Annotated in this window: 16 protein-coding genes and 3 pseudogenes; 3 read left to right on the top strand and 16 right to left on the bottom strand. The window is 61.1% G+C overall.

The annotated features are described in order from the left end of the window. Nucleotides 1-49 precede the first annotated feature (49 nt). Nucleotides 50-1,351 (bottom strand): SLC13 family permease, encoded by a 1,302-nt coding sequence (locus tag VCA57_RS16255; RefSeq protein ID WP_411186121.1) that lies wholly within the window; start codon nucleotides 1,349-1,351, stop codon nucleotides 50-52. 34 nt (nucleotides 1,352-1,385) lie between these two features. After that, entirely contained in the window at nucleotides 1,386-2,216 is an 831-nt protein-coding gene (locus VCA57_RS16250) for an amidohydrolase family protein (protein WP_411186120.1), read from the bottom strand. A 175-nt stretch (nucleotides 2,217-2,391) separates the two neighbouring features. Between VCA57_RS16250 and VCA57_RS16245 the strand changes: the two genes are divergently transcribed. Continuing rightward, the gene (locus VCA57_RS16245) at nucleotides 2,392-3,129 is read left to right on the top strand and encodes a GntR family transcriptional regulator (RefSeq protein WP_411186119.1); all 738 of its coding nucleotides are present in this window, start codon (nucleotides 2,392-2,394) and stop codon (nucleotides 3,127-3,129) included. A 259-nt stretch (nucleotides 3,130-3,388) separates the two neighbouring features. Here VCA57_RS16245 and VCA57_RS16240 read toward each other — a convergent pair whose 3' ends face one another. From VCA57_RS16240 to VCA57_RS16205, 8 genes and pseudogenes are all read right to left on the bottom strand, one after another. Next, on the bottom strand, nucleotides 3,389-3,868 hold the full coding sequence (locus tag VCA57_RS16240; protein WP_411186118.1) for a GNAT family N-acetyltransferase: 480 nt from the start codon (nucleotides 3,866-3,868) through the stop codon (nucleotides 3,389-3,391). A 66-nt stretch (nucleotides 3,869-3,934) separates the two neighbouring features. Further along, nucleotides 3,935-4,122, bottom strand: a pseudogene (locus tag VCA57_RS16235) (hypothetical protein); the annotation flags it as partial. Nucleotides 4,123-4,162: 40 nt separating this feature from the next. After that, nucleotides 4,163-4,726 (bottom strand): TetR/AcrR family transcriptional regulator, encoded by a 564-nt coding sequence (locus VCA57_RS16230; protein WP_411186117.1) that lies wholly within the window; start codon nucleotides 4,724-4,726, stop codon nucleotides 4,163-4,165. Next, nucleotides 4,723-5,994 carry a beta-ketoacyl-ACP synthase II gene (gene fabF / locus VCA57_RS16225; RefSeq protein WP_411186116.1) on the bottom strand — a complete coding sequence of 424 codons (1,272 nt, stop codon included), beginning with the start codon at nucleotides 5,992-5,994 and terminating at the stop codon, nucleotides 4,723-4,725. Before fabF ends, VCA57_RS16230 begins: the two co-directional genes overlap by 4 nt. A gap of 68 nt (nucleotides 5,995-6,062) precedes the next feature. Beyond that, entirely contained in the window at nucleotides 6,063-6,869 is an 807-nt protein-coding gene (locus tag VCA57_RS16220; RefSeq protein WP_411186115.1) for an oxidoreductase, read from the bottom strand. Between the two features lie 62 nt (nucleotides 6,870-6,931). Further along, nucleotides 6,932-10,021 (bottom strand): efflux RND transporter permease subunit, encoded by a 3,090-nt coding sequence (locus VCA57_RS16215; RefSeq protein WP_411186114.1) that lies wholly within the window; start codon nucleotides 10,019-10,021, stop codon nucleotides 6,932-6,934. After that, entirely contained in the window at nucleotides 10,018-11,148 is a 1,131-nt protein-coding gene (locus tag VCA57_RS16210; RefSeq protein ID WP_411186113.1) for an efflux RND transporter periplasmic adaptor subunit, read from the bottom strand. Before VCA57_RS16210 ends, VCA57_RS16215 begins: the two co-directional genes overlap by 4 nt. Before the next feature lie 85 nt (nucleotides 11,149-11,233). Further along, nucleotides 11,234-11,851 carry a TetR/AcrR family transcriptional regulator gene (locus VCA57_RS16205; RefSeq protein ID WP_069517130.1) on the bottom strand — a complete coding sequence of 206 codons (618 nt, stop codon included), beginning with the start codon at nucleotides 11,849-11,851 and terminating at the stop codon, nucleotides 11,234-11,236. Between the two features lie 102 nt (nucleotides 11,852-11,953). Between VCA57_RS16205 and VCA57_RS16200 the strand changes: the two genes are divergently transcribed. Both VCA57_RS16200 and VCA57_RS16195 read left to right on the top strand, forming a co-directional pair. Then, on the top strand, nucleotides 11,954-13,429 hold the full coding sequence (locus VCA57_RS16200) for an efflux transporter outer membrane subunit (RefSeq protein ID WP_411186112.1): 1,476 nt from the start codon (nucleotides 11,954-11,956) through the stop codon (nucleotides 13,427-13,429). Nucleotides 13,430-13,502: 73 nt separating this feature from the next. After that, nucleotides 13,503-13,892 (top strand): annotated as a pseudogene (locus tag VCA57_RS16195) (AraC family ligand binding domain-containing protein); the annotation flags it as partial. A 24-nt stretch (nucleotides 13,893-13,916) separates the two neighbouring features. Here the strand turns inward: VCA57_RS16195 and VCA57_RS16190 are convergent. The 6 genes and pseudogenes from VCA57_RS16190 to VCA57_RS16165 form a co-directional block, all read right to left on the bottom strand. Then, a pseudogene (locus tag VCA57_RS16190) lies at nucleotides 13,917-14,042 on the bottom strand (DUF1348 family protein); the annotation flags it as partial. A 246-nt stretch (nucleotides 14,043-14,288) separates the two neighbouring features. Continuing rightward, entirely contained in the window at nucleotides 14,289-16,349 is a 2,061-nt protein-coding gene (locus VCA57_RS16185) for a pyridoxamine 5'-phosphate oxidase family protein (protein ID WP_411186111.1), read from the bottom strand. A gap of 51 nt (nucleotides 16,350-16,400) precedes the next feature. Beyond that, nucleotides 16,401-17,030 carry a glutathione S-transferase gene (locus tag VCA57_RS16180; protein ID WP_411186110.1) on the bottom strand — a complete coding sequence of 210 codons (630 nt, stop codon included), beginning with the start codon at nucleotides 17,028-17,030 and terminating at the stop codon, nucleotides 16,401-16,403. Nucleotides 17,031-17,209: 179 nt separating this feature from the next. After that, a complete protein-coding gene (locus VCA57_RS16175) occupies nucleotides 17,210-18,112 on the bottom strand; it encodes a LysR family transcriptional regulator (RefSeq protein WP_411186109.1) in 903 nt (300 codons plus the stop codon). 3 nt (nucleotides 18,113-18,115) lie between these two features. Beyond that, nucleotides 18,116-19,030, bottom strand: a complete 915-nt coding sequence (locus tag VCA57_RS16170) for a LysR family transcriptional regulator (RefSeq protein ID WP_411186108.1) — start codon at nucleotides 19,028-19,030, stop codon at nucleotides 18,116-18,118. 72 nt (nucleotides 19,031-19,102) lie between these two features. Continuing rightward, on the bottom strand, nucleotides 19,103-19,600 hold the full coding sequence (locus VCA57_RS16165; protein WP_411186107.1) for a hypothetical protein: 498 nt from the start codon (nucleotides 19,598-19,600) through the stop codon (nucleotides 19,103-19,105). Nucleotides 19,601-20,049 lie beyond the last annotated feature (449 nt).

Here is a 20,049-nt window from a genome sequence, read left to right as displayed (position 1 = left end):
CACATAGCTTAAGCGCGGCACGTCCAAAACATACGGATACCCCCGCGCTTCAGACCAGAAAGGTCATTACCAAGTTAAACATCATCGCCGCGACAAAGCCGAGAGGCGCTGCACGGAACAGCAATTGCGAGAACAGCGTCGTGCGGCTCTTCTCATCCGCACAAGAACCGAGCATCAGACTGCCGCCCGAGGAGAACGGGGAAATCGACGTGGCTTGAGCCCCCACCACGATGGCGACAAAAATCACCAGTGGATCAATCGACATGCTCGCGGCCAACGCAGGCACCATGGGGAACAGCGCGGGGGTAACAACGCCTACGGTGCTAGCAAAGACCGACATCAGCGCGGCAACCACACCGAACACCAGCGGCACCAGCAACGCCGGAATATTACCGCTGATCCATGAGGCCAGTGCATCGATGGTGCCCGCCTTGATGGCAATGGAGATCAACATACCAACCCCGCAGATCATGATCAGCGTGCCCCACGGCAAGGAAGCAATGGCTTTGCGCTCGTCACCCAATTTGAGCAGCAGGGCGATCACCGAGAACACGCTGGCAATCAGGCCGATATCCACCTTGGCATTGATGAACTTGATCGTCGCGCTATCGGGAAAGGCGATCAGCGCCAACGGAGCGGCCAGCACAATCAGCATCATCAACACGGTCAGCAGCAACGTAAGCTTTTGCTCACGGTTGAAAGCTTCCGGCAGGTCGGCATTAATCACCGCCTCTTTAAGGGTCCGACCATGGCCAGCCAGGAAGACGAAAGCGGAAATGACCAATAGCGGAACGACCACGGTGCTGGCAAATATCACCAGACCGTTGATAAACGCCTGGTTATCGGAAACACCGGCACTGGTCATCAGGCTGCGGAAAATAATCCCGCTCTGGCTGGAAACAAAGTTCGCTCCACCCAGCGCACCATAGTTCACGGCCATGCCACCAAGAATCAAGCTCATGCCAGTACGCTGACACAGTAGCAAGGTCAGTGGAGCCATGAACGCCAGAACGGTGTAATAACCGGCCCCCATCGCAGCAATAACCCCAGAAGTCAGAAACACAGCATAGGGCAACAGATGCGGCACGCTGCGACAGCGATAAAGCAGGTGCCCGGCGAGCTTTTCCAGGGTGCCGTTGACCGTGGCAAAGCTGTAAAACAGGCACACCGAGAAGATCACAAAGAAGATCTTCAGCGGCCACATACCGATGATTTCGCTCGGGCTCAAACCCATGCCAAAGCAGCCGAGCAGATAGGCAAAAGCAATGGCGAACAAGCCAATGTTGATTTTCGTGGTGTAACCCAATGCGACCGCGAGGATGATCGCGGCGACGACGAGCAGGCTCATCATGGTGTGTGCTCCTTATTGTTGTTGTATCAGACGCTCAGCCCGCACAGGCGAAACCGAACAGTATTGCTGGATTGCTCACAAGAACCTCGCGGCGCTCGTCGGCATCGGGTAACAGCGCCTTGAACAGCGCAATTTGTGCGGCGTAATCGGTTTGCGATTCGAACTGCGTATTGGGCCAATCGCTGCCCCAAACAAAACGCCCAACACCACCACAGGCATTGCGCAGTCGCGCCAGCACCTCTGTAGCGCGGGCCAAATCAGACTGGCTGCGATAAGCCGCAGAGAGCTTGAGCCAGACCTTCCCGCCGCTGAGCGAATCGAAGAAGGCGGCATGCTGTTTATCGTCCAAGTCGATCGTCGGGCTCGGCAGACCGAAATGATCCACCACCACCGTCACACCCGACTCGAGAATCTGCGGCACGATCAGCGCTAAATCGGCAAAGCCACGCTGAATTTCCACCTGCCAGCCACGGCTTGCCAAGCGCTGGAACAGCGCCTGCCAATTGGCACCGGTATAGTCGCCCAGCTCCTTGCCGATCAGGTTCAGGCGCACGCCCACCACGCCAGCATCTGCCAAGGCATCGAGCTGCACATCGCTAACATCCGGGTCAACCACTGCAACGCCGCGTAGGCGCTCGGGGAAGCGCTGCAAGGCTTCAACCATGAAGTGATTGTCGGTACCGAGAAAGCTGGGCTGGATCAGCACGCCATGGGACAGGCCACAGCCATCAAGGTGAGCCAGATACTGCTCCACCCTTGCGTCGTAATCGGGGCTGTAACGCCGCCCGGCGACCATTGGTAGGTCCTGCAGAAAGATATGCGCGTGAGTGTCAATGCCGGAAATACCGGCGAATGGCATGGACATCAAGGGGCAATACCTCTGTCTGATTATTATTTGGGCCCGCGCTTAGGCGTGGTTATATTCCCGCAATACATTTAGTCATATAGATGAATATATGTCCATAGCGATAAATCTCCAGCGATATCCACACGGGTAGCAGTGGTAAAGTGACGGTCGTTCGAACAGCGGATTGAGGTTTATGAGCACGAGTCTTTTGGGGCACGACGAGCGCCTACCGCTCTATCAGCGGCTACGCGATGAGATGCTGGCGAAGATCGCTGCAGGTGAATGGCTGCCCGGCGAGGCTATCCCCACTGAAGCGGAGCTAACCCAGCAATACGGCGTGGCTGTAGGAACTGCGCGCAAGGCAGTAGACACCTTGGTCGCTGAGGGCTTACTGCTGCGCGCGCAAGGTCGCGGCACCTTTGTGCGGCGACCAAATTTCGATGGTTCTTTGTTTCGCTTCTTCCGCCAGGTCAGCAGCAGTGGCCAACCGCAAATCCCAGAGAGCCGCATACTGCTGTGCAAGCTGGAACAAGCCAGCGCGGCAGCCCGTACAGCACTACAACTCCAGAACAAGGAACGCTGCATATATCTGGAGCGCTTGCGCCTGATCGACGGCGCCCCGCTGTTTCACGAGCGCATCTGGTTACCCGCCTCACGCTTTGCAGCCCTGCAAGATGTCGCCCCAAGCGACTTCCCCGCGCTGCTCTATCCCTTTTACGAACAGCAGTGCGGTCAGCGCATCGCCTCCGCCCAGGAAACCCTCACCGTCTCGACAGCCGACAGTGCGCTGGCCAGCACACTCGGGGTAAACATAGGCAGCCCGGTAGTGGTCATAGAACGCACGGCCGTAGGCTACGACCGCAGCCCGCTGGAGTACCGCTTATCGTGCGCGGCAGCAGACAGCTTCCGCTACCAGGTGAGTATCAGCTGATTGTCGGCGTGACGGCCGATATCGTCATGCCCGCCGGCCCAACCTAAGACGGCCGCGCTTACGACGACTCGCTGAGCGAACCGAGATGGCTTAGGCCAGGCAAATTGAGCTAATTATCACGGGCCGAAAACAGTCAATAGCGCCCATCTGGCCAGTGTCACGACACAAATAATCTGGGCGCACTGAACGTGTCGCGCCTAAGGTGCAGCACCGACCGATATTTCATTGTCGAGGCGATACGAGTAGAGAGCGCTGTAAATCAGTTTTCAATCCAGAGCATTGTCTGAACCCTAATATGCGGATGACTGTCGAGCGGTTCCCATTCATCCAGGAAAGCAAACCCCTGCCTCAGATAGAAATTCGAGGCGCTTGCATTGTCGGTGGAGACCTCCAGATACACGCGATCAAAGCCTTTCTCCGTTGCGCGACTTTTCACCGCATCGACCAGCTGAGCGGCCACGCCAGAACCTCGTGCCGCGGGCTCAACCCACATCCCAATCAGGCTAAAGCGCTGCGCGCTACTGACTGTGGCACCCACCATTGCAACAGGTCGGTCTTGCTCGAAAGCCAGCCAGAATTCCGTTCTGGCTGATGAAGCTCGTTCTTTCCACTGTTCGTCACTGTATGCGGCGGCAGCTTGATGACTCACAGCAAACGCCGTTGGCGTGTCCAAAAGCGCGGCGAGTCGGACTTGCCTCAAGAGCATCCAGTCTTTTGTTTGCGTTGCTCGAATGCGCATTATCTTCCCTGAAAAATTAACGTAACCTCAACGTCTCACAAAAGTCGGAAGAAGTCGTTGGCCACCCCCGCCGTTCAACGGAAAGGTGCCTTCCCTTAACACCAGCGACACGACGCGTTCGCCTTCCGGAGCTGGGGGCTGAATATCACGGCCCAACGCGCCATTGCGCAACTCCATGCCGGCCATACAGAGCACACTGGACAGCAGGCCAACACACCCACGGCTTCCTCAATCACGCGCGGTTGCAGCAGCCGAGTACAGCGACCTACTGCACCGAGCAGAACAACGATCAGCTCAAGCGTAAGCCTGGATAAACAGCTCCACCGCCGCGGCGATGCGTGACTCACCCGTAGGCGTGCTGGTACCGGGGTCCAGGTTGCCGACCGCGAGCAGCAAGAATTGGCCGGCGCTGCGCCCAGGGTCGCGGCAGCGGGCAGATTGGCCGAGCGCTTTTTCCAGGTAGACCTGATACGGGTGATAGCGCTGTCGCCAGCGCTTTTGTGGCACCCAGTTGGAGCGCAGCAGAATATTTGTGAGTGCGAGAAATGCTGGATGCATGCTTTGCTGCAACAGCGCCTGGGCGACGGCTTCCAAACAACTGCGCAACTCGCCATTCACCGCGCATGGCAGCGACGGCTCCGGCAGCTCCTCCATCCAGTACTCGATAACGGTCCGAAACAGCTGGGCCTTGTCGCCGAAATGCGCATAGAGCGTCGCCTTGGTCACGCCGGCGGACTCTGCAACCATCTGCATGTTGGCAAGGTCGTGGCCGAACGCCGCGAATACATCACTCGCCGCCCACAACATCTCCCTCTGGCGTCTGCCACGACGGGAGTCTTCCCGTAGCCGCAGACTCATGACAGAGGCTGCCAACGGCGCAACAGCAGGCTGGCATTGACGCCACCAAAGCCAAAGCCGTTCGACAGGGCGTACTGGATCGGCATTGGCCGCGCATGCAGGCCAACCAGATCGAGACCGTTTGCCGCCTCATCAGGGTTGATAAGGTTCAACGTGGGCGGAACGATCTGGTCGCGTAGCGCCAGGACGGTGAAGATGGCCTCGACTCCGCCTGCAGCTCCCAGTAGATGGCCGGTGCTGGATTTGGTCGAGGTGATCGCCACGCCCGAGCCGGCCCCGAAAACCGCGCGAATGGCGGCCAGCTCGCCGCAGTCGCCCACTTGCGTGGAGGTCGCATGGGCATTGATATGCTGCACCTCACCCGCAGTAACACCGGCCTGACGCAACGCCTGCTCCATGGCCCGGCGCGCGCCGCTGCCATCCTCGGGGCCGGCAGTGAGGTGATAAGCATCAGCACTGGTGCCGTAACCGACCAGCTCCGCCAGTGGCTGTGCGCCGCGGGCCAACGCATGCTCCAGGGACTCGATCACCAACAGGCCGGCGCCCTCGGCCATGACGAAACCGTCCCGGTCACGGTCGAACGGGCGCGACGCTTGCTGAGGGTTGTCGTTGAAGCCTGTGGACAGCGCACGCGCCGCGGCAAAACTGCCGAGCGTAACGCGATGGATCGCCGCCTCGGTCCCGCCGCACACGGCAATATCCGCCTCGCCGCTGCGGATCAGCCGCGCTGCATCACCGATGGCTTGCGCACCGGCCGCGCAGGCGGTCACAGGCGCGCCGAGCGGCCCCTTGAAGCCGTGCCGGATCGACACATGCCCGGCCGCCATATTGGCGAGAAACGAAGGCGCAGTGAATGGCGAAAGCCGACGCGGCCCGCGTTCGTCGGTGGTGCGCACGGCCTCGGCAATGGCTCCGAAGCCGCCAACCCCGGAGGCAATGATGGTCGCAGTGCGCTGGCGCTGCTGCTCGTCTGTCGGCTGCCAAGCCGCCTGCGCCAGGGCTTCCTGGGCAGCAGCGAGGGCAAACTCGATAAAGCGATCCATTTTCTTGCGTTCCTTGGCACCGACGTATCGCTCCGGGTCGTAGCCGGCCTGCGGATCTTCTGCCACGCTGGGTACCCACCCGGCTACGCCGCAGCCGGTGCCTTCAGCAAGCTCGGCTGGCAGCGCACGAATGCCGGACTGCCCGGCCAACAAACGCGCCCAGACCGCCTCGGTGCCACAACCCAATGGCCCAACAAGGCCGGTACCCGTCACTACGATCCGCATGGTGTTTGCTCTATTCGTCGCCATATCTCATTCCTGGAGCAATGCCTATGGGGTGGACCCCAAAGGGTTCAGCCCAGCCCAAAGGTTTTGCGCAAACTCGCATCGACAGGACCTGCCGGCATAAAGCGGCGCAACTTGCTCAGCAGCGACGCCTGGCCCGTGGGGGTGCGACGCATGCTCCACTTGCTTAACGCTGCCTCGACAATGGTGCTGGCCACGCTTGCAGGCTCAGGGGCACATTTCACGTTGTTGACAATGGCGCTTGATGAAAGACCACGCTCGCGGTCATAGGCGGCGATGCTTGTAGCTGCCAGGGGCGCATTGATGTCCAGGTTGGTCCGGGTAAAAGACGGCTCGACCAGAGTGACCCGGATGCCGAACTGACGCACCTCGTGATCCAGGGTTTCAGACAACCCCTCCACGGCATGCTTGGAGGCCGAATAAAGGCCCATATACGGCGCGGGAAGAAAGCCGAGCACCGAACTGACGTTGACGATCCGTCCGCTACGCTGCGCGCGCATGTGCGGCAGTACCGCCTGGACCATGCGCAGAATGCCGAAGACATTGCTATCGAACAGCGCCACGGCCTCGCTGACTGCGGTTTCTTCCACCGCGCCGATCAGGGTCGTGCCCGCGTTATTGACGAGCACGTCAATGCGCTTGGCCTGGTCGATGATGGATTGGATGCCAAGACGAACAGAGGTTTCCTCGCGCACATCCATCTCGACCAACTCGACACCGGCCAATGGGCTGGCGTTAGCAATGCTGCGTACGCTGCCGAAAACCCGGCAACCCTGTTTGACAAATTGCTCCGCGGCGGCACGGCCGATGCCCGATGACACGCCGGTAACCAGAACAACGTTTGAATTCGACATAGCAGTTTCTCTCGGTTTAGATGAAATGAATGCGCTAGGGTCTGCCCGCCACAGACGCCTGTTTATGCGGGCTGCGCCTCCAGGGAGCGGCGGCTGCTATCGGGTTTGATCCGGAACCAGATGGAGTACATGGCCGGCAGGAACACCAGGGTCAGTACGGTTCCCGCCAGGGTGCCGCCGATCAGGGTGTAGGCAAGCGTTCCCCAGAACACCGAATGGGTCAGCGGAATAAACGCCAGAATCGCCGCCAATGCGGTGAGGATTACCGGGCGTGCACGCTGCACGGTGGCCTCGACCACGGCGCGGAACGGATCGAGACCGGCCTGTTCGTTGTGGTGGATCTGCCCGATCAGGATCAGCGTGTTGCGCATGAGGATGCCGGACAGCGCGATCAGCCCGACCAGCGCATTGATGCCGAACGGCTGCTGGAACAGGATCAGCGTCGGCACCACACCGATCAGCCCCAGCGGGCTGGTCAGGAAGACCATGATCATTGCGGAGATCGAGCGCACCTGCAGGATGATGATGATCAGCGTGACGGCCAGCATGATCGGGAACAGCGGCAACATGGCGACCATGGCCTTGCCCGACTCCTCGATGGAGCCCGCCTGCTCGATGCGATAACCGCTCGGTAGCGTCTCCATGATCACTTGCAACTGCTGGGTGATGGCCGTCGATACGTCTGGCGGTTGCAGACCTTCGGCGATATCGCCACGCACAGTGATGGTCGGCATACGGTCGCGCCAGCGCATGATCGGCTCTTCCATGCGCACCTCCACGGTGCCGACCTGCGACAACGGGATACGCTGGCCATCGGCACCGGCCAGGGTGAAGTCCATGACGCGGGTTGGATCGAAACGGATATCGCCGGCCGCCCGGGCCATCACCTGCACCGTGCGGATGTCTTCGCGCACGGCGGTGATCGGTACGCCGCTGAGCAGGAACTGCAACTGTTGTGCAACGGCGCTGGAAGTAAGCCCCACCGCCTGCAGACGATCCTGCTGCAGGTTGAAGTGCAGCGCAGGCACGCGGGTGCCCCAGTCGCTATTGACCGTGCGCATCAGCGGGCTGGCATCCAGCACCTGCTGCACCTCGGCGGCGATTTCACGCAGCCTGTCCGGGTTCGGGCCGGTGACGCGATAAGCAACCGGGTACGGCGAATACGGACCGAACACCAGCTGGCTGACGCGCACCTGCGCCTCGCTGGCCAGCCCCTCGGCAATCACCTGACGTAGCCGGTGCTTCAGTGCCTCGCGCGCTTCCTGGCTGTCGGTCCGCACGACAATCTTGGCAAACGAAGGATCAGGCAGCTCCGGCCCCATGGCCATGAAGAAGCGCGGCGCGCCCTGGCCGATGTAGGCGGTGACGATCTTGGCTTCTTCCTGCTGAGCCAGCCAGGCCTCGACTTTTTCCGCGGCGGCGCTGGTCTGGGTAATGGAGGTGCCGTAGGGCATCTGCACCTCGACCAGCACCTCGGGGCGGTCGGAGATGGGGAAGAACTGCTTCTTGACCAAGCCCATGCCGAGCACGGCCGCGACGAACAATCCGACCACCGAGCCGGCGACCAGCCACTTGCGGGCGATGACGCGGCCCAGCAGCCGACGAAAGCGGTTGTAGCGCGGGGTGTCGTAGATCGCGTCATGGCCGCCCTCGACCTTCTTGAAGCTGGGCAGCAGCTTGACGCCGAAGTAAGGCGTGAAGACTACCGCGACCAGCCAGGAAGCGATCAACGCGATACCGACGATCCAGAACATGTTGCTGGTGTACTCGCCAGCGGTGGAGCGGGCAAAACCGTTGGGCATGAAACCGACGGCGGTGACCAGGGTACCGGAGAGCATCGGCGCCGCCGTATGGCTCCAGGCATAGGCAGAGGCCTGCACGCGGTCGTAGCCCTCCTCCATCTTCACCACCATCATCTCGATGGCGATGATGGCGTCGTCCACCAGCAGGCCCAATGCCAGAATCAGCGAGCCCAGGGTGATGCGGTCGAAATTCTTGCCGCTGGCAGCCATCACCACGAAGACCATCGCCAGCGTCAGCGGCACTGCCACGGCGACCACGACACCGACGCGCCAGCCCATGCTGACGAAGCACACCAGCATGACCACCAACAGCGCGACGAAGAACTTGACCATAAACTCGTCAACCGACGAGGCGATGTTGACGGCCTGGTCCGTGACCTTGCTCAAGCTCATGCCCAGCGGCAGCTCGGCGTTGATCGCACTCACTTCACCGTTCAGCGCCTTGCCCAGGTCGAGCCCGTTCCAACCCTCGCGCATGACAATGCCGAGCAGCAGGGCCGGCTCGCCACCGTTGCGAATCAGGAAGGTCGCCGGGTCCTCATAGCCGCGCTTGACTGTGGCGACATCTGACAGTTTCAGGGTTCGGCCCTGGGCGATCACCGGCGTGTCGCGAATCTTCTGCAGCTCATCGAAGGCGCCGTCCAGGCGCAGGAACACGTCCGGGCCACGGGTTTCCACTGAGCCGGCCGGGGTCAGCGCGTTCTGCCCGTTGAGCGCGGCAAACACCTCCTGCGGGCCGATGCCCAGGGTGGCCAGGCGCTCGTGGGAGAACTCGACAAAGATGCGCTCGGCCTGCTCACCGATGATGTTGACCTTCTTCACCCCCGGCACGTGCAGCAGCCGTTGGCGCAACGTCTCGGCGTCGCGCACCAGGCGGCGCTGCGGCTCGCCCTTGGCCTTGAGTGCGAACAGAGCGAAGGTGACGTCGGAATATTCGTCGTTGACCAGCGGGCCGATCACCCCGGCGGGCAGCGTTTTCGCCTCATCGCTGATCTTCTTGCGGGCCTGGTAGAACTCCTCCGACACCTCAGAAGGCGGCGTGCTGTCGCGCAGCGACAAGGTGGTAAAGGCCAGGCCTGGTCGGGTGTAGGTCTCGCTACGGTCGTACCAGCGCAGTTCCTGCAGACGCTTTTCGATTTTCTCGGCGACCTGGTCCTGCATTTCCTGGGCGGTAGCACCGGGCCAGGCGGTGACGATGGTCATCACCTTGACCGTGAACGCGGGGTCCTCCGCACGACCCAATTTGAGAAACGCGATAATCCCCGCGAGCGAGATCAGGCAGACCAGAAACAGGGTGATAGAGCGCTCGCGTACAGCAAGCGCTGACAGGTTGAAACGCCCTTCGCTCATGGCCGGTCTCCCTCGGCCACCGCGACGGCGGCCTCACCGGCCACCCGTACCTGTTGGCCTTCGCGCAGCAGGTGCACGCCGAGCGCGACGACCCGCTCGCCTTGCTTGAGCTTGGTAGTGATGCGTGCGTGCTCATCATCAAGGTGCTGAACCACCACCGATTGCCAGTGAACCTGCGCCGGTTCGCCCTGGATAACCCACACACCGGGGCCCTTGCCCGCGTCGTACAGCGCGCCGATCGGCACCTGCAAGAGTTCTTGCACGGAGGAATGCTCCGTTGCGGCAGGCCCGTGCGGAATCTGCACGGTGACCGTGGTACCCAAGGGCGCGTTGGCCAACTCCCCTTCCAGCACATAGCGCGCCTCAAAGGTACGGGTCTGGCTATCCGCGACATCCGAGAGTTGCCGCAATGTCGCCGGGACGCTAACGGCAGCATTGCCGAAAAGCATGGCCTGGGCGGCGGAGCCGAGCGCCGGGCGCAGGGTTTCCGGCAACTGGATAAGCGCTTCACGGGGGCCGGCATGCGCCAGGCGCACTACGACTTGGCCGGCACTGACGACCTGGCCGGGCTCAACCAGCGTGTCCATGACAATGCCGTCGGCATCCGCCCGCAACTCGGCATAACGGGTCGCATTGAGGGCTACTTCCGCCTGGGCCTGGGCCGCACGGAGCTGGGCGTTGGCTGAGTCCGCCGCAGCCTTGAACTGATCATAGGCCGACGCCGATATCGCGCCGGTTCCGCGTAGGTCGCGGTAGCGCACTTCATCATCACGGGTTTGCTGCGCCCGCGCTCGCGCAGCGGCGACCGCTTCGCGCTGTGCATGGGCGGCAAGCTTCAGGTCGACGGGGTCAATACGCATCAGTGGCTGACCGCGCTTGACGGTCTGCCCCGCATCCACAAGCCGTTCCAGCACCTTGCCGGCGACACGAAAGCCCAGGTCGCTCTGCACCCGCGCCGTTACGGTTCCGCTGAAGGAACGCGAGGCGGGGATTGCCTGTTGCACGGTAGCGGCACGCACCAGCGGCGCTTCGGTGCGTGGATCGGTTTGCGTCTTCTCGCCGCACGCAACCAACGCAAACGGCAATACGCAGATAAGGGTAGGTAAAACAAAGCGACGCCAGAGCATGAGAGTCCCATACGCGAAATGATCGGGGCTCTCACTTTGATTCTAGTGACCAAACTAGTCAATAGTCACAACGACAATGATGCTGTTACGGCGACAGACTGCGCAGTACCAGGCTGGACAGTTGCGCCGGTGCCTCGTCGATGTAGTCGAAGCCGTGCTGCAGCAGCAGTGGGTTGATATAGGGCCGAAGAACCAGATAGATCGCCATCACGGTTTCATCCAGGGGCGTCTTGCGCTCAAAGTCTCCGCTTTGTCGACCGGCCTGGAGGATGTCCTGCAGCAACTCGCGGATGCGCCCTTCATAAGCAAGCGCCGCCTGCCAGCGCTCGGTCGCCGCCGAAGTCGCAATCTCGTAGAGCTTACGGTCCTGGGAAAACAGACGCAGGCTGGCCTCGACGATCGACTTGAACATCCGCCGCAGCTGCTCCGGCGGGTGTTCGGCCTCACTGACAGCCGCCCTGACATCGGCCTCGATCTGGCTCAGACAGTTGGCGCAGATCGACTCGCCAATGGCCTGCTTGGACTCGAAGAACTTGTAGATATAGGCCTTGGAAAAGCCGATGGCCTTGGCGAGATCGGAAACGGTGGTCTTCTCGTAGCCATACAGGCTGAAGTGCTCGGTCGCGGCGGCAACGATCTGAACGCGCACATCGTGATCAACCGGGCCGCGGACCGAACCTGAATTAAGCTCTGTCTTGCTCATGGGTACATGCCTACTGCCAATATTTAAAGTGGACAACTAGTGACCAATATGTATTATGGTCACAAACAGTCTGTTTATCATACCCTGTTCTGGAATAAGCCCATGCCAACCAAGCGCGTTCTTGCCCTGCTTATCAGCGTCAGCCTTTCGGCAGGCTGCGCCGTCGGCCCCGACTACACGCGACCCGACACGCCCCTGCCGGAGCGATACTTGGGGCAAACGGCAGTCGAGAAACGGCAAGCCACTGCCAATGCCGAGCTTATCGCATGGTGGACAGGTTTCGACGACCCGCAGCTGACGCACTTCGTAACCCTGGCCCTTGAGCAGAACCTCGACCTGTCGCAGGCGGCCGCCCGCGTCGCTCAGGCGCGTGCTGGACTGGGAGCGGCGAATGCCGCTTTGCTGCCCTCTGGCAACATCAGCGGTCAAGCGGCCAGGACCTACCAGTCAGTTGAAACGCCGCTGGGACAAGTGCTGAATTCCACACCCGCCTTCGACCGCTACGGCAATGCCTATGAAGCCAATCTTGGCGCGAGCTGGGAGCTGGACCTGTTCGGTGGCCTGCGCCGCGAACGCGAAGCAGCGCTGGCCGAGTACCAGGCGAGTGACGCCGGGGCGAGCGCCACACGATTGGCGGTGGCGGCGCAGACCGCAGACATTTACATCAGCATCCGCGGGCTGCAAACCCGCCTCGACATTGCCCACAAGCAGGTACAGACCCAGCAAGAGCTGCTTTCGAGGGTCAATCTTCTTTATAGCAAGGGGCTGGCTGCCGAACTCCAAGTCCATCAGGCTGAAGGGGCACTCGCCCAGGTTCAGGCATCCGTCCCCGTCCTCGATACGGCCCTGACGGCAGCCATGAACGCACTGGATGTGATGCTCGGCGTATCGCCCGGCACACACCGCACGGAACTGGCCGAAGCGACCGCCATACCGGCTGCGCCGAAGATTGCGGCGACGGGGTCACCGGGTGACCTGCTCAGACGCCGCCCCGATCTGATTGCGGCCGAACGCCAACTGGCCGCCGCCAACGCACGCATCGGCGTCGCCATCGCCGAGTATTACCCCAAGCTCTCCCTGAGTGGACTGATTGGCAGTGCGACCTCGGTTTCCAGCGGCAACCTGTTCAGTAACGCCGCCAGCCAGACCGCCGGCGTGCTGGGCCTGCGCTGGCGTCTGTTCGATTTCGGCCGGATCAACGCGCAGATCGACCTGGCCAAGGGCCAGGAGGCCGAGATGCTGGCGGCCTATCGACTGGCCGTGCTGCGCGCCACCGAGGATGTAGAAAACGCCTTCTCGGCACTGGTCAACCGCGAGCAGCAGGCAACGCTACTTGCCAGGGGCGTCGACTCGCTCGGCCAAGCGCGCGATGCTTCGTTTATGGCCTATCAGAAGGGGGCTGTCAGTCTGATCGAAGTCTTGAATGCCGATGAAACCTTGCTGCGCGCCAGCGATACGCGCGCACAGGCGCAGACGGAATCAGCCCGCGCAGCGGTCGCGGCCTTCAAGGCCCTCGGTGGCGGCTGGCAACCCCGTGAGCCGGCACAGCAGTTGGTCAGCACTGCACAAATCTTCTAAACAGCGCTCGGCAAAACGCAGTAATTTGAGCGCCCGCTCAGATTAAGCTGAACAACCACTTCTGGAGTCATCCGTGGATACACGCAACTGGATTGAGCTGTCCCAGGATGCCGATACCGGGATTGAGTCTATTCGCGCCCATTTCCAGGGGCATGCCTACGATCCGCATTGGCATGACAGCTTTCTGGTAGGGGTAACCGAACAGGGGGTGCAGCAGTTCAATTGCCGGCGTATTCGCCATCTCAGTACGCCGGGCAAGGTATTTATGCTGGAGCCAGGGGAAATCCACGATGGGCATGCGCCGACCGAGGAAGGCTTTACCTATTCCATGCTCTACCTTGAGCCGCATTGGCTGGAAAGAGAGTTGCACGCGCTGTTCGAGCACGTGCCGGCCAACAGCCAGATGGGTTTTGCCGCCACCCTGAGCCAGGATCACACCTTGTCTATGGCCATTAATTCGGCGCGGTTGCGTCACTTGATATCCGGGGGTATAGGCCAAGGCCACTTTGGCCGCATCGCGGCTGTTCCAGCCGTCTTCGGCGAGGCGGACTTTTAACAGCGCCGACTCGCGGGTAAAGGGTGGAATAGGTTGGCGGATTTCAGCGGTAGACATGGCGGTGGCTCCTGTATGGGGTGAGGGATGGCGTAACAGGTGAAACGACGCGGGGTGCCCGTAAGCCGGCAAACAGCCGCTTCAACACTCGCATCAGCGCAGCATTTACGTCGCGGCCTGGGTACTCAGGACCAGACAGTAACTGCGGGAGTAAATAATTCACTTCCCAGTGCCCTGGCGTTTCACTCGATGCGTCGAGCGAGTCGTAGCGGTCCACTATTTCGCGGTTCATGTCGCAGCACCTCACTAGAGATCAAGCACCAGGGGTTGGATACCATCTTCCTGCTGCGCAGGTACGGCGCAGCAGATCAATACGCTGTCACCCTCTGGCAGTTGCGCCGGTGGGTTGGGGTAATGCACGTTGCCGCTGACCAGGCGCGTTTTGCAGGTGCCGCACGAGCCGCCACGGCAGCTGAAGTCGGGGCTGAGGCCACGGCTTTCTGCCAGTTCCAGCAGGCTGCCACTGCCTGGTGTCCAGCGTGCCTCCTTCGCTGATGAGGAGAAATAGACCGGCACCGGCACGCTGGCGGCGGGTAGCTGAATGGGTGCGGCAAGCGGTTCGACCGCCAGGCGTTGCAGTGTCGAAGGTCCGAATGCCTCGGCGTGGATGCGCTCATCGACAATGTTCAGCCCACGCAATCCGTCGTACATGGCCTGCAGAAAACCGCCGGGGCCGCACAGGTAAAAGTCGTAGTCGTCCAGCTGCAGCCGCGCCTTTACCTGGGCAAAGTCGAGGCGGCCGGTTATTTCAAAGTCGCGGCCAGACACGGCGTCCGAACCTGGGCTGCTTAAGGCGCGGTGGATATGCAAGTGCTCGGCATCACGTTGCTGCAGCGCCTTGAGTTCGGCCTGGAACGGCAAGTCCTCCAGGGTTCTTGCACTGTGGAACAGATGCACATTGCGCTGCCGTTGCTGCTGAATATTCTGCGCGGCCAGCTCCCTGAACATTGAGAGCAAGGGCGTAATGCCAACCCCGGCAGCGATCAACACCACGGGGCGCTCGGTTTCCTCGATCAGGGTGAAACTGCCCATGGGTGGGCGAACCTCCAATGCATCGCCCACCTGCACATGCTTATGCAGGTGATGCGAGGCCGGGCCCTGGGCTTTGACGCTGATGCGGATGTGTCCATCGCTTGGCGCGCTGGAAACGCTGTACGTGCGGATCAGCGGCGCGTCAGCACCCGGGATATACAGGCGAACCGGCACATGCTGGCCCGGAGTAAACGCCACCGCAGCCTTATCCAGCGGCTGTATATAAAACGAGCGGATGTCCTTACTCTCCTGCTGTATCTGGGTCACACGCCATTGTTGCCACTGCCGGCGTTGCTCGTTCTGCCGCAGCTTCTCGTCCGCGTCGGCCCAGGTGCCGGTGGCCAGGCTGGTCGGCGCGTAGTCGTGAAACTCCCAGCGCAGCGATACGGCAGCCGGGCGCAGCACCACTTGCTCGACATCAAAGGTCCAGAGACGCTCGGCACTTTCAAATGCGTGGATCATTGGGCTATCGAGGATCAGCTCGGTACGGCCGGTGAGTTGCAGCATGTCGCCGCTGGCAAAATCAACAAACAGCAAGCCGGCGACAGGATTGGCCTGCAGGTTGCCCAAGGTATTGAAGAACAGGTTGCCGGCGTAATCGGGGATGGTCAGCCGGTTGCCTTCGACTTTGACAAAGCCGGCGCGACCGCCGCGATGCGATACATCCACCGAGCGGCTGTTGGCGTCATGGTCGAAGTAGCTGGCGATAAAGAAGGTGTCCGCCGCGCGGATCAGCTCGGTGGTGCGGGCATTCAGCTCCGTGAAATCCTCGCGCGCGGCGCGGTTCTTCAGTGGCTTCGATGTGCGGGTATAACTGCGTGCTTGAATGTACTTGGGGCAGTTGCCGTAAGAATGCTCAACCGCAATAGCCAGGCCATCGGCAGAAACCTGTTGGATCACCCCATTGATGCGATTACGCCTGCGTGTATGCAGCTCGATGCCGAGCAGGCCAATGGCCTGGCCGGGTTGCAGGCCACTGGCGGCCGGGTCCTGCGCGTCGGGTTGTACGGCCACTAGCAACTGCTGCGGGTCGGGCGAGGTCACGAAACCTTCCGGCCCCTCAAGCAGGGTCGCCCAGGGCCGCCGCTGTGCATCGACCGCGCCGACCACCATAAACGGCAACTGCTGATAAAACTGGCGATGTTGCTCAGGCATGTAGTCGCGAATGACCTTCTGCCCGATCACCTCCATGCGCTCGGAAACGCCGTAGGTTTCCTGAAGGCTTTTTTCCCCAGTGTGCCAGGGCGAGTGACGGTGTTTGGGCAGATGATTCATGCAATGTGCTCCTCGAAAGGGCTACCGGAAACCCCGGCAGCCAGTGCGGACTCAGAGAGTTTGCAAACCGGCAGCCGTACGCTGCATGGGCACAAAACCTGGCAGGGCTTCGACCCGCTCCAGCCAGGCGCGCACGTTCGGGTAGGCCTGCAGCGAAACATTGCCTTCCGGCGCATGGGCGATATAGCTGTAGTTGGCGACATCGGCGAGGGTGGCGGTATTACCTGCCAGGAAAGGCGTGCTGGCCAGCTCACCGTCCATCACCTTGAGCAGGGCGTGGGAACGGGCGATCACATCCTCGGCATTCAAGGGTGCGCCGAACACCGTGATCAGCCTTGCAGATGCCGGGCCGTAAGCCAGTTGGCCAGCCGCCACCGACAGCCAGCGCTGAATGCGCGCAGCGGCAAGCGGATCATCGGACAGCCAGGCGCCATTGCCATATTTCTTCGCCAGATACACCAGAATGGCATTCGAGTCGCTGAGGATAGTGCCGTTTTCATCAATAACCGGCACTTGGCCAAAGGCATTGATGGCGAGGAATTCAGGTTTTTTGTGCGCCCCGTTGGCCAGGTCGACAAACACCAGCTCGGTGGGCAGTTTTAACAGCGACAGCAACAACTCGACGCGATGGGCGTGGCCGGAAAGTGGGTGACGATAGAGTTTGATGGCTGGCTGGGACATGGTGCGGCTCCGTATGGGGTCAGGGAAGTCAGCGCGGCGTCAACCAAGTCGACGGCTCTTGCGCTGGTGGGTCCATGCTGCGCCCGCTTGCGGTTAAGCAGAATCACCATGCAAAGCAATGCATAATTTCGTTTTCTAAAATAATGCGACTGTCACACGGGCATTGCAGCCGCGCCCTGTCAGCCAAGAAATGCGGGGTGAGCGCGCAGCCTTGGCGTGGCGAAGTCGATAAAGGTGCGTACCCGCGCCTCGGCCCGACGTCCGTCGCGGTAGATCAACTGCGCGGGCAGGTCCTGACTGGCAAAGTCACTCAATACCGGCTCGAGCAAACCGCTCTGCAGTTCATGATGTGCCTCATAACTCATGCAGCGAATCAGACCCAAGCCCAGGGTCGCAGCATGGATGGCCGCACGCTGGGTGGTGCAGGTCAACACCGGCGCAGGTTTAACCACGCGCGTGGCGCGCTCGCAGCGAAAGCGCCATTCGTTTTGCGGGCCGTCGGCGGTGGTCAACACCGCACGGTGCGTTTTGAGGTCATCGGGTACCTGCGGGCGCCCCCACTGGGCCAGGTAAGCGGGAGAGGCACAGACAATCGGCCGTACCCAACCCACCGGCATGGCGAACTCAGAAGAATTCGCTAAATGGCCTACCACCAGGGCGACATCAATATTCTCCTCAAGCAGCTTGGGCACGCCTTCGCTGGCTCGGGTGGCCAGCTGCACCTCGGGAAATGCAGCCAGATAGTCGAGGGCGATTGCTGTGAATACCTGCTGTTCCATCAGCATCGGCAGTGACACGCTCAACTGCCCGGCAGGGCTCGCATGCAAGCCTGCAGCGGAGCGTTCGGCAACCGCGGTTTGCTCGAGGATCTGCCGACAGCTAGCAGCAAACAGCTCGCCCGCCGGGCTCAGCTCGATACCACGCGGCCCGCGCAGTAACAGGGTGTTATTCAGGCGTGCTTCCAGTGCGCCAATGCTGCGCATGATGGTCGCGGGTGACAGATCAAGCTGACGCGCGGCCGCTGCCAGGCTGCCGGCTTGTACCACGGCTTCGAACACCTGCATCTGCCGATAGCGACTCATGCGCTAGGAGCTCCCGACCTTTTGCAGCGCCGGATCTTGAAGAAACCGACTGGTACAAAAGTCGACAAAAGTACGCACTTTGGCCGGTACCCGTCCGCCGCCTTGATAGAGCACATGCACCGGTATTGCCGCAGCCTCAAAGGTATCGAGGATGATCTCCAACTCGCCCTTCGCGACCAGTTCGGCCACTTGATACGACAGCACCCGCGTCAGCCCCCAGCCCGTGCGTACGGCATTGATTGCCGCCTGATTGGAGCTCACCAGCAGGCGCGGCTTAGGGTGCAGGGTGAGAGAACTGCTGCCCAGGTTGAACTGCCAGTCGGTGAGCAGGCTGCTGGCAGAGGACATCACGATGGGCGCGGCCATGACTTCCTTGGGCTCTTGCGGCCGGCCAAAGCGCTCTAGAAAGGCCGGCGCAGCGCAGATAACCGGGCGAATGTGGCCGACCTTGATGGCCTGCAGACCGGTTTCCGGCAACTGACCGATGCGGATGGCGACATCCACACCCTCCTCCACCATGTTCACCAGGCGATCCACCAACAGCGCGTTGATCGCCACCTGCGGATGCGCCGACAGGTACTCGGTAATCAGCGGAATCAGGTACAGCTCGCCGAACATAACCGGCGCCGTCACAGTCAGGTTACCCCGCGCCCGAATGCTGCTGCCGGTCGCCAGCTCTTCGGCCTCTTCCAGCTCCAGCAGGATGCGCTTGCAGTCCTCCACATAGCGCCGGCCTGCCTCGGTCAGGCGCAGGCTGCGCGTGCTACGCGCCAACAGCAGCGTACCTAGGCGCCTCTCCAACCCGGCCATCACCCGAGTCACGCTGGGCGGCGACATGCCCACCAGTTTGCTGCCCCCGGCAAAGCTTTGCGCCTCAGCAACGGCCAGCAGTACCTTCATCTCCTGAAACTTGTCCACACTCACCGCCCGGCATCGAGGTTGACCTAACAGAGTTGCCTAAGGCGCTACTTGCGTAGCGTTTACGCGCGGCTAAGCGCGGTTGTTTGCAGTGCCGCGCGCGTTCTTCTTCTGCAGGATCAGTGACGCTTCGTTGTAGGCATGCTGGAAGGCGTCGCCGCCGATCCACTCCACGGCTGTGTCTTCGTCTTCATCGTGGAAGATACCGCGATAGGTAATCAGCAAGCCCATCATAAAGTCGGTCGCTGCATCTTCCGCCTCCTCTGCAACCACCAGCTCCAGCACCGGGTATTGCAGAAACACCAGGCACATCGCCAGCAGGCTGATGCCTTCGCCGACCTTCATCGCCTGGAACAGGTCATCGAAGTGCGCCGGGTCAAAGCCGTTCTCTTCGATGTCTTGGAAATCGAAGGTGCTCAGGTCGATTTCAACATCATCAAACGGCTCATTGATCAGTGGATTGGCCAACAGCGGATGTACGGCATTGGCTTTTGGCTTGCCCATGCGGTTTTGCTTGGCCTTGGCTTTGGCACGCTGGGCACGTTTTTGCTGCTTGTCTGGAGAAGCCATAGAGGCGAGGTCCTTGTTCGATGTAGCCATAATTCATGGCCCTGGAGTAATCAGGTGCAAATTGTATTCAGTCTTGGCGCTGGGCGTCGGCGAAAAAGAGACAGCTTTCCCTGCTCCAGGCGCACAGACAACCTCAGCCCGTTCAACTCCAGCACCTTTTCACCATCGGCATCCGCCCCCTTGGCCGAATCGGAGCGCGATTTTGTCGAGCAACACGGCGCCTGGAAAATACCGGCAACCGGCGCGACGGACCTAGACGGAACTATGTATCGGAGCGCCTGCCGGCGCCCATCTGTGATGGGCTGCTTTCGGCCGATTCTGTTGAAAAAGTAGCGGCCTCCCCATGCCGTTGGCAAAATTGCTTTGTCAGCGAGCGTGGGGGCGAACAGCATGATGGGACAGTTACCGGGAGGACAGCAGCGCCTGTTCTACTCGTTCAATCTGGAAGA

Source organism: Pseudomonas sp. (assembly GCF_046581935.1).
In the GTDB taxonomy this organism is placed as follows: Bacteria; Pseudomonadota; Gammaproteobacteria; order Pseudomonadales; family Pseudomonadaceae; genus Aquipseudomonas.
Note: the sequence above shows the minus strand (reverse complement) of the source record. Positions and strands in the feature narration are given on the sequence as shown.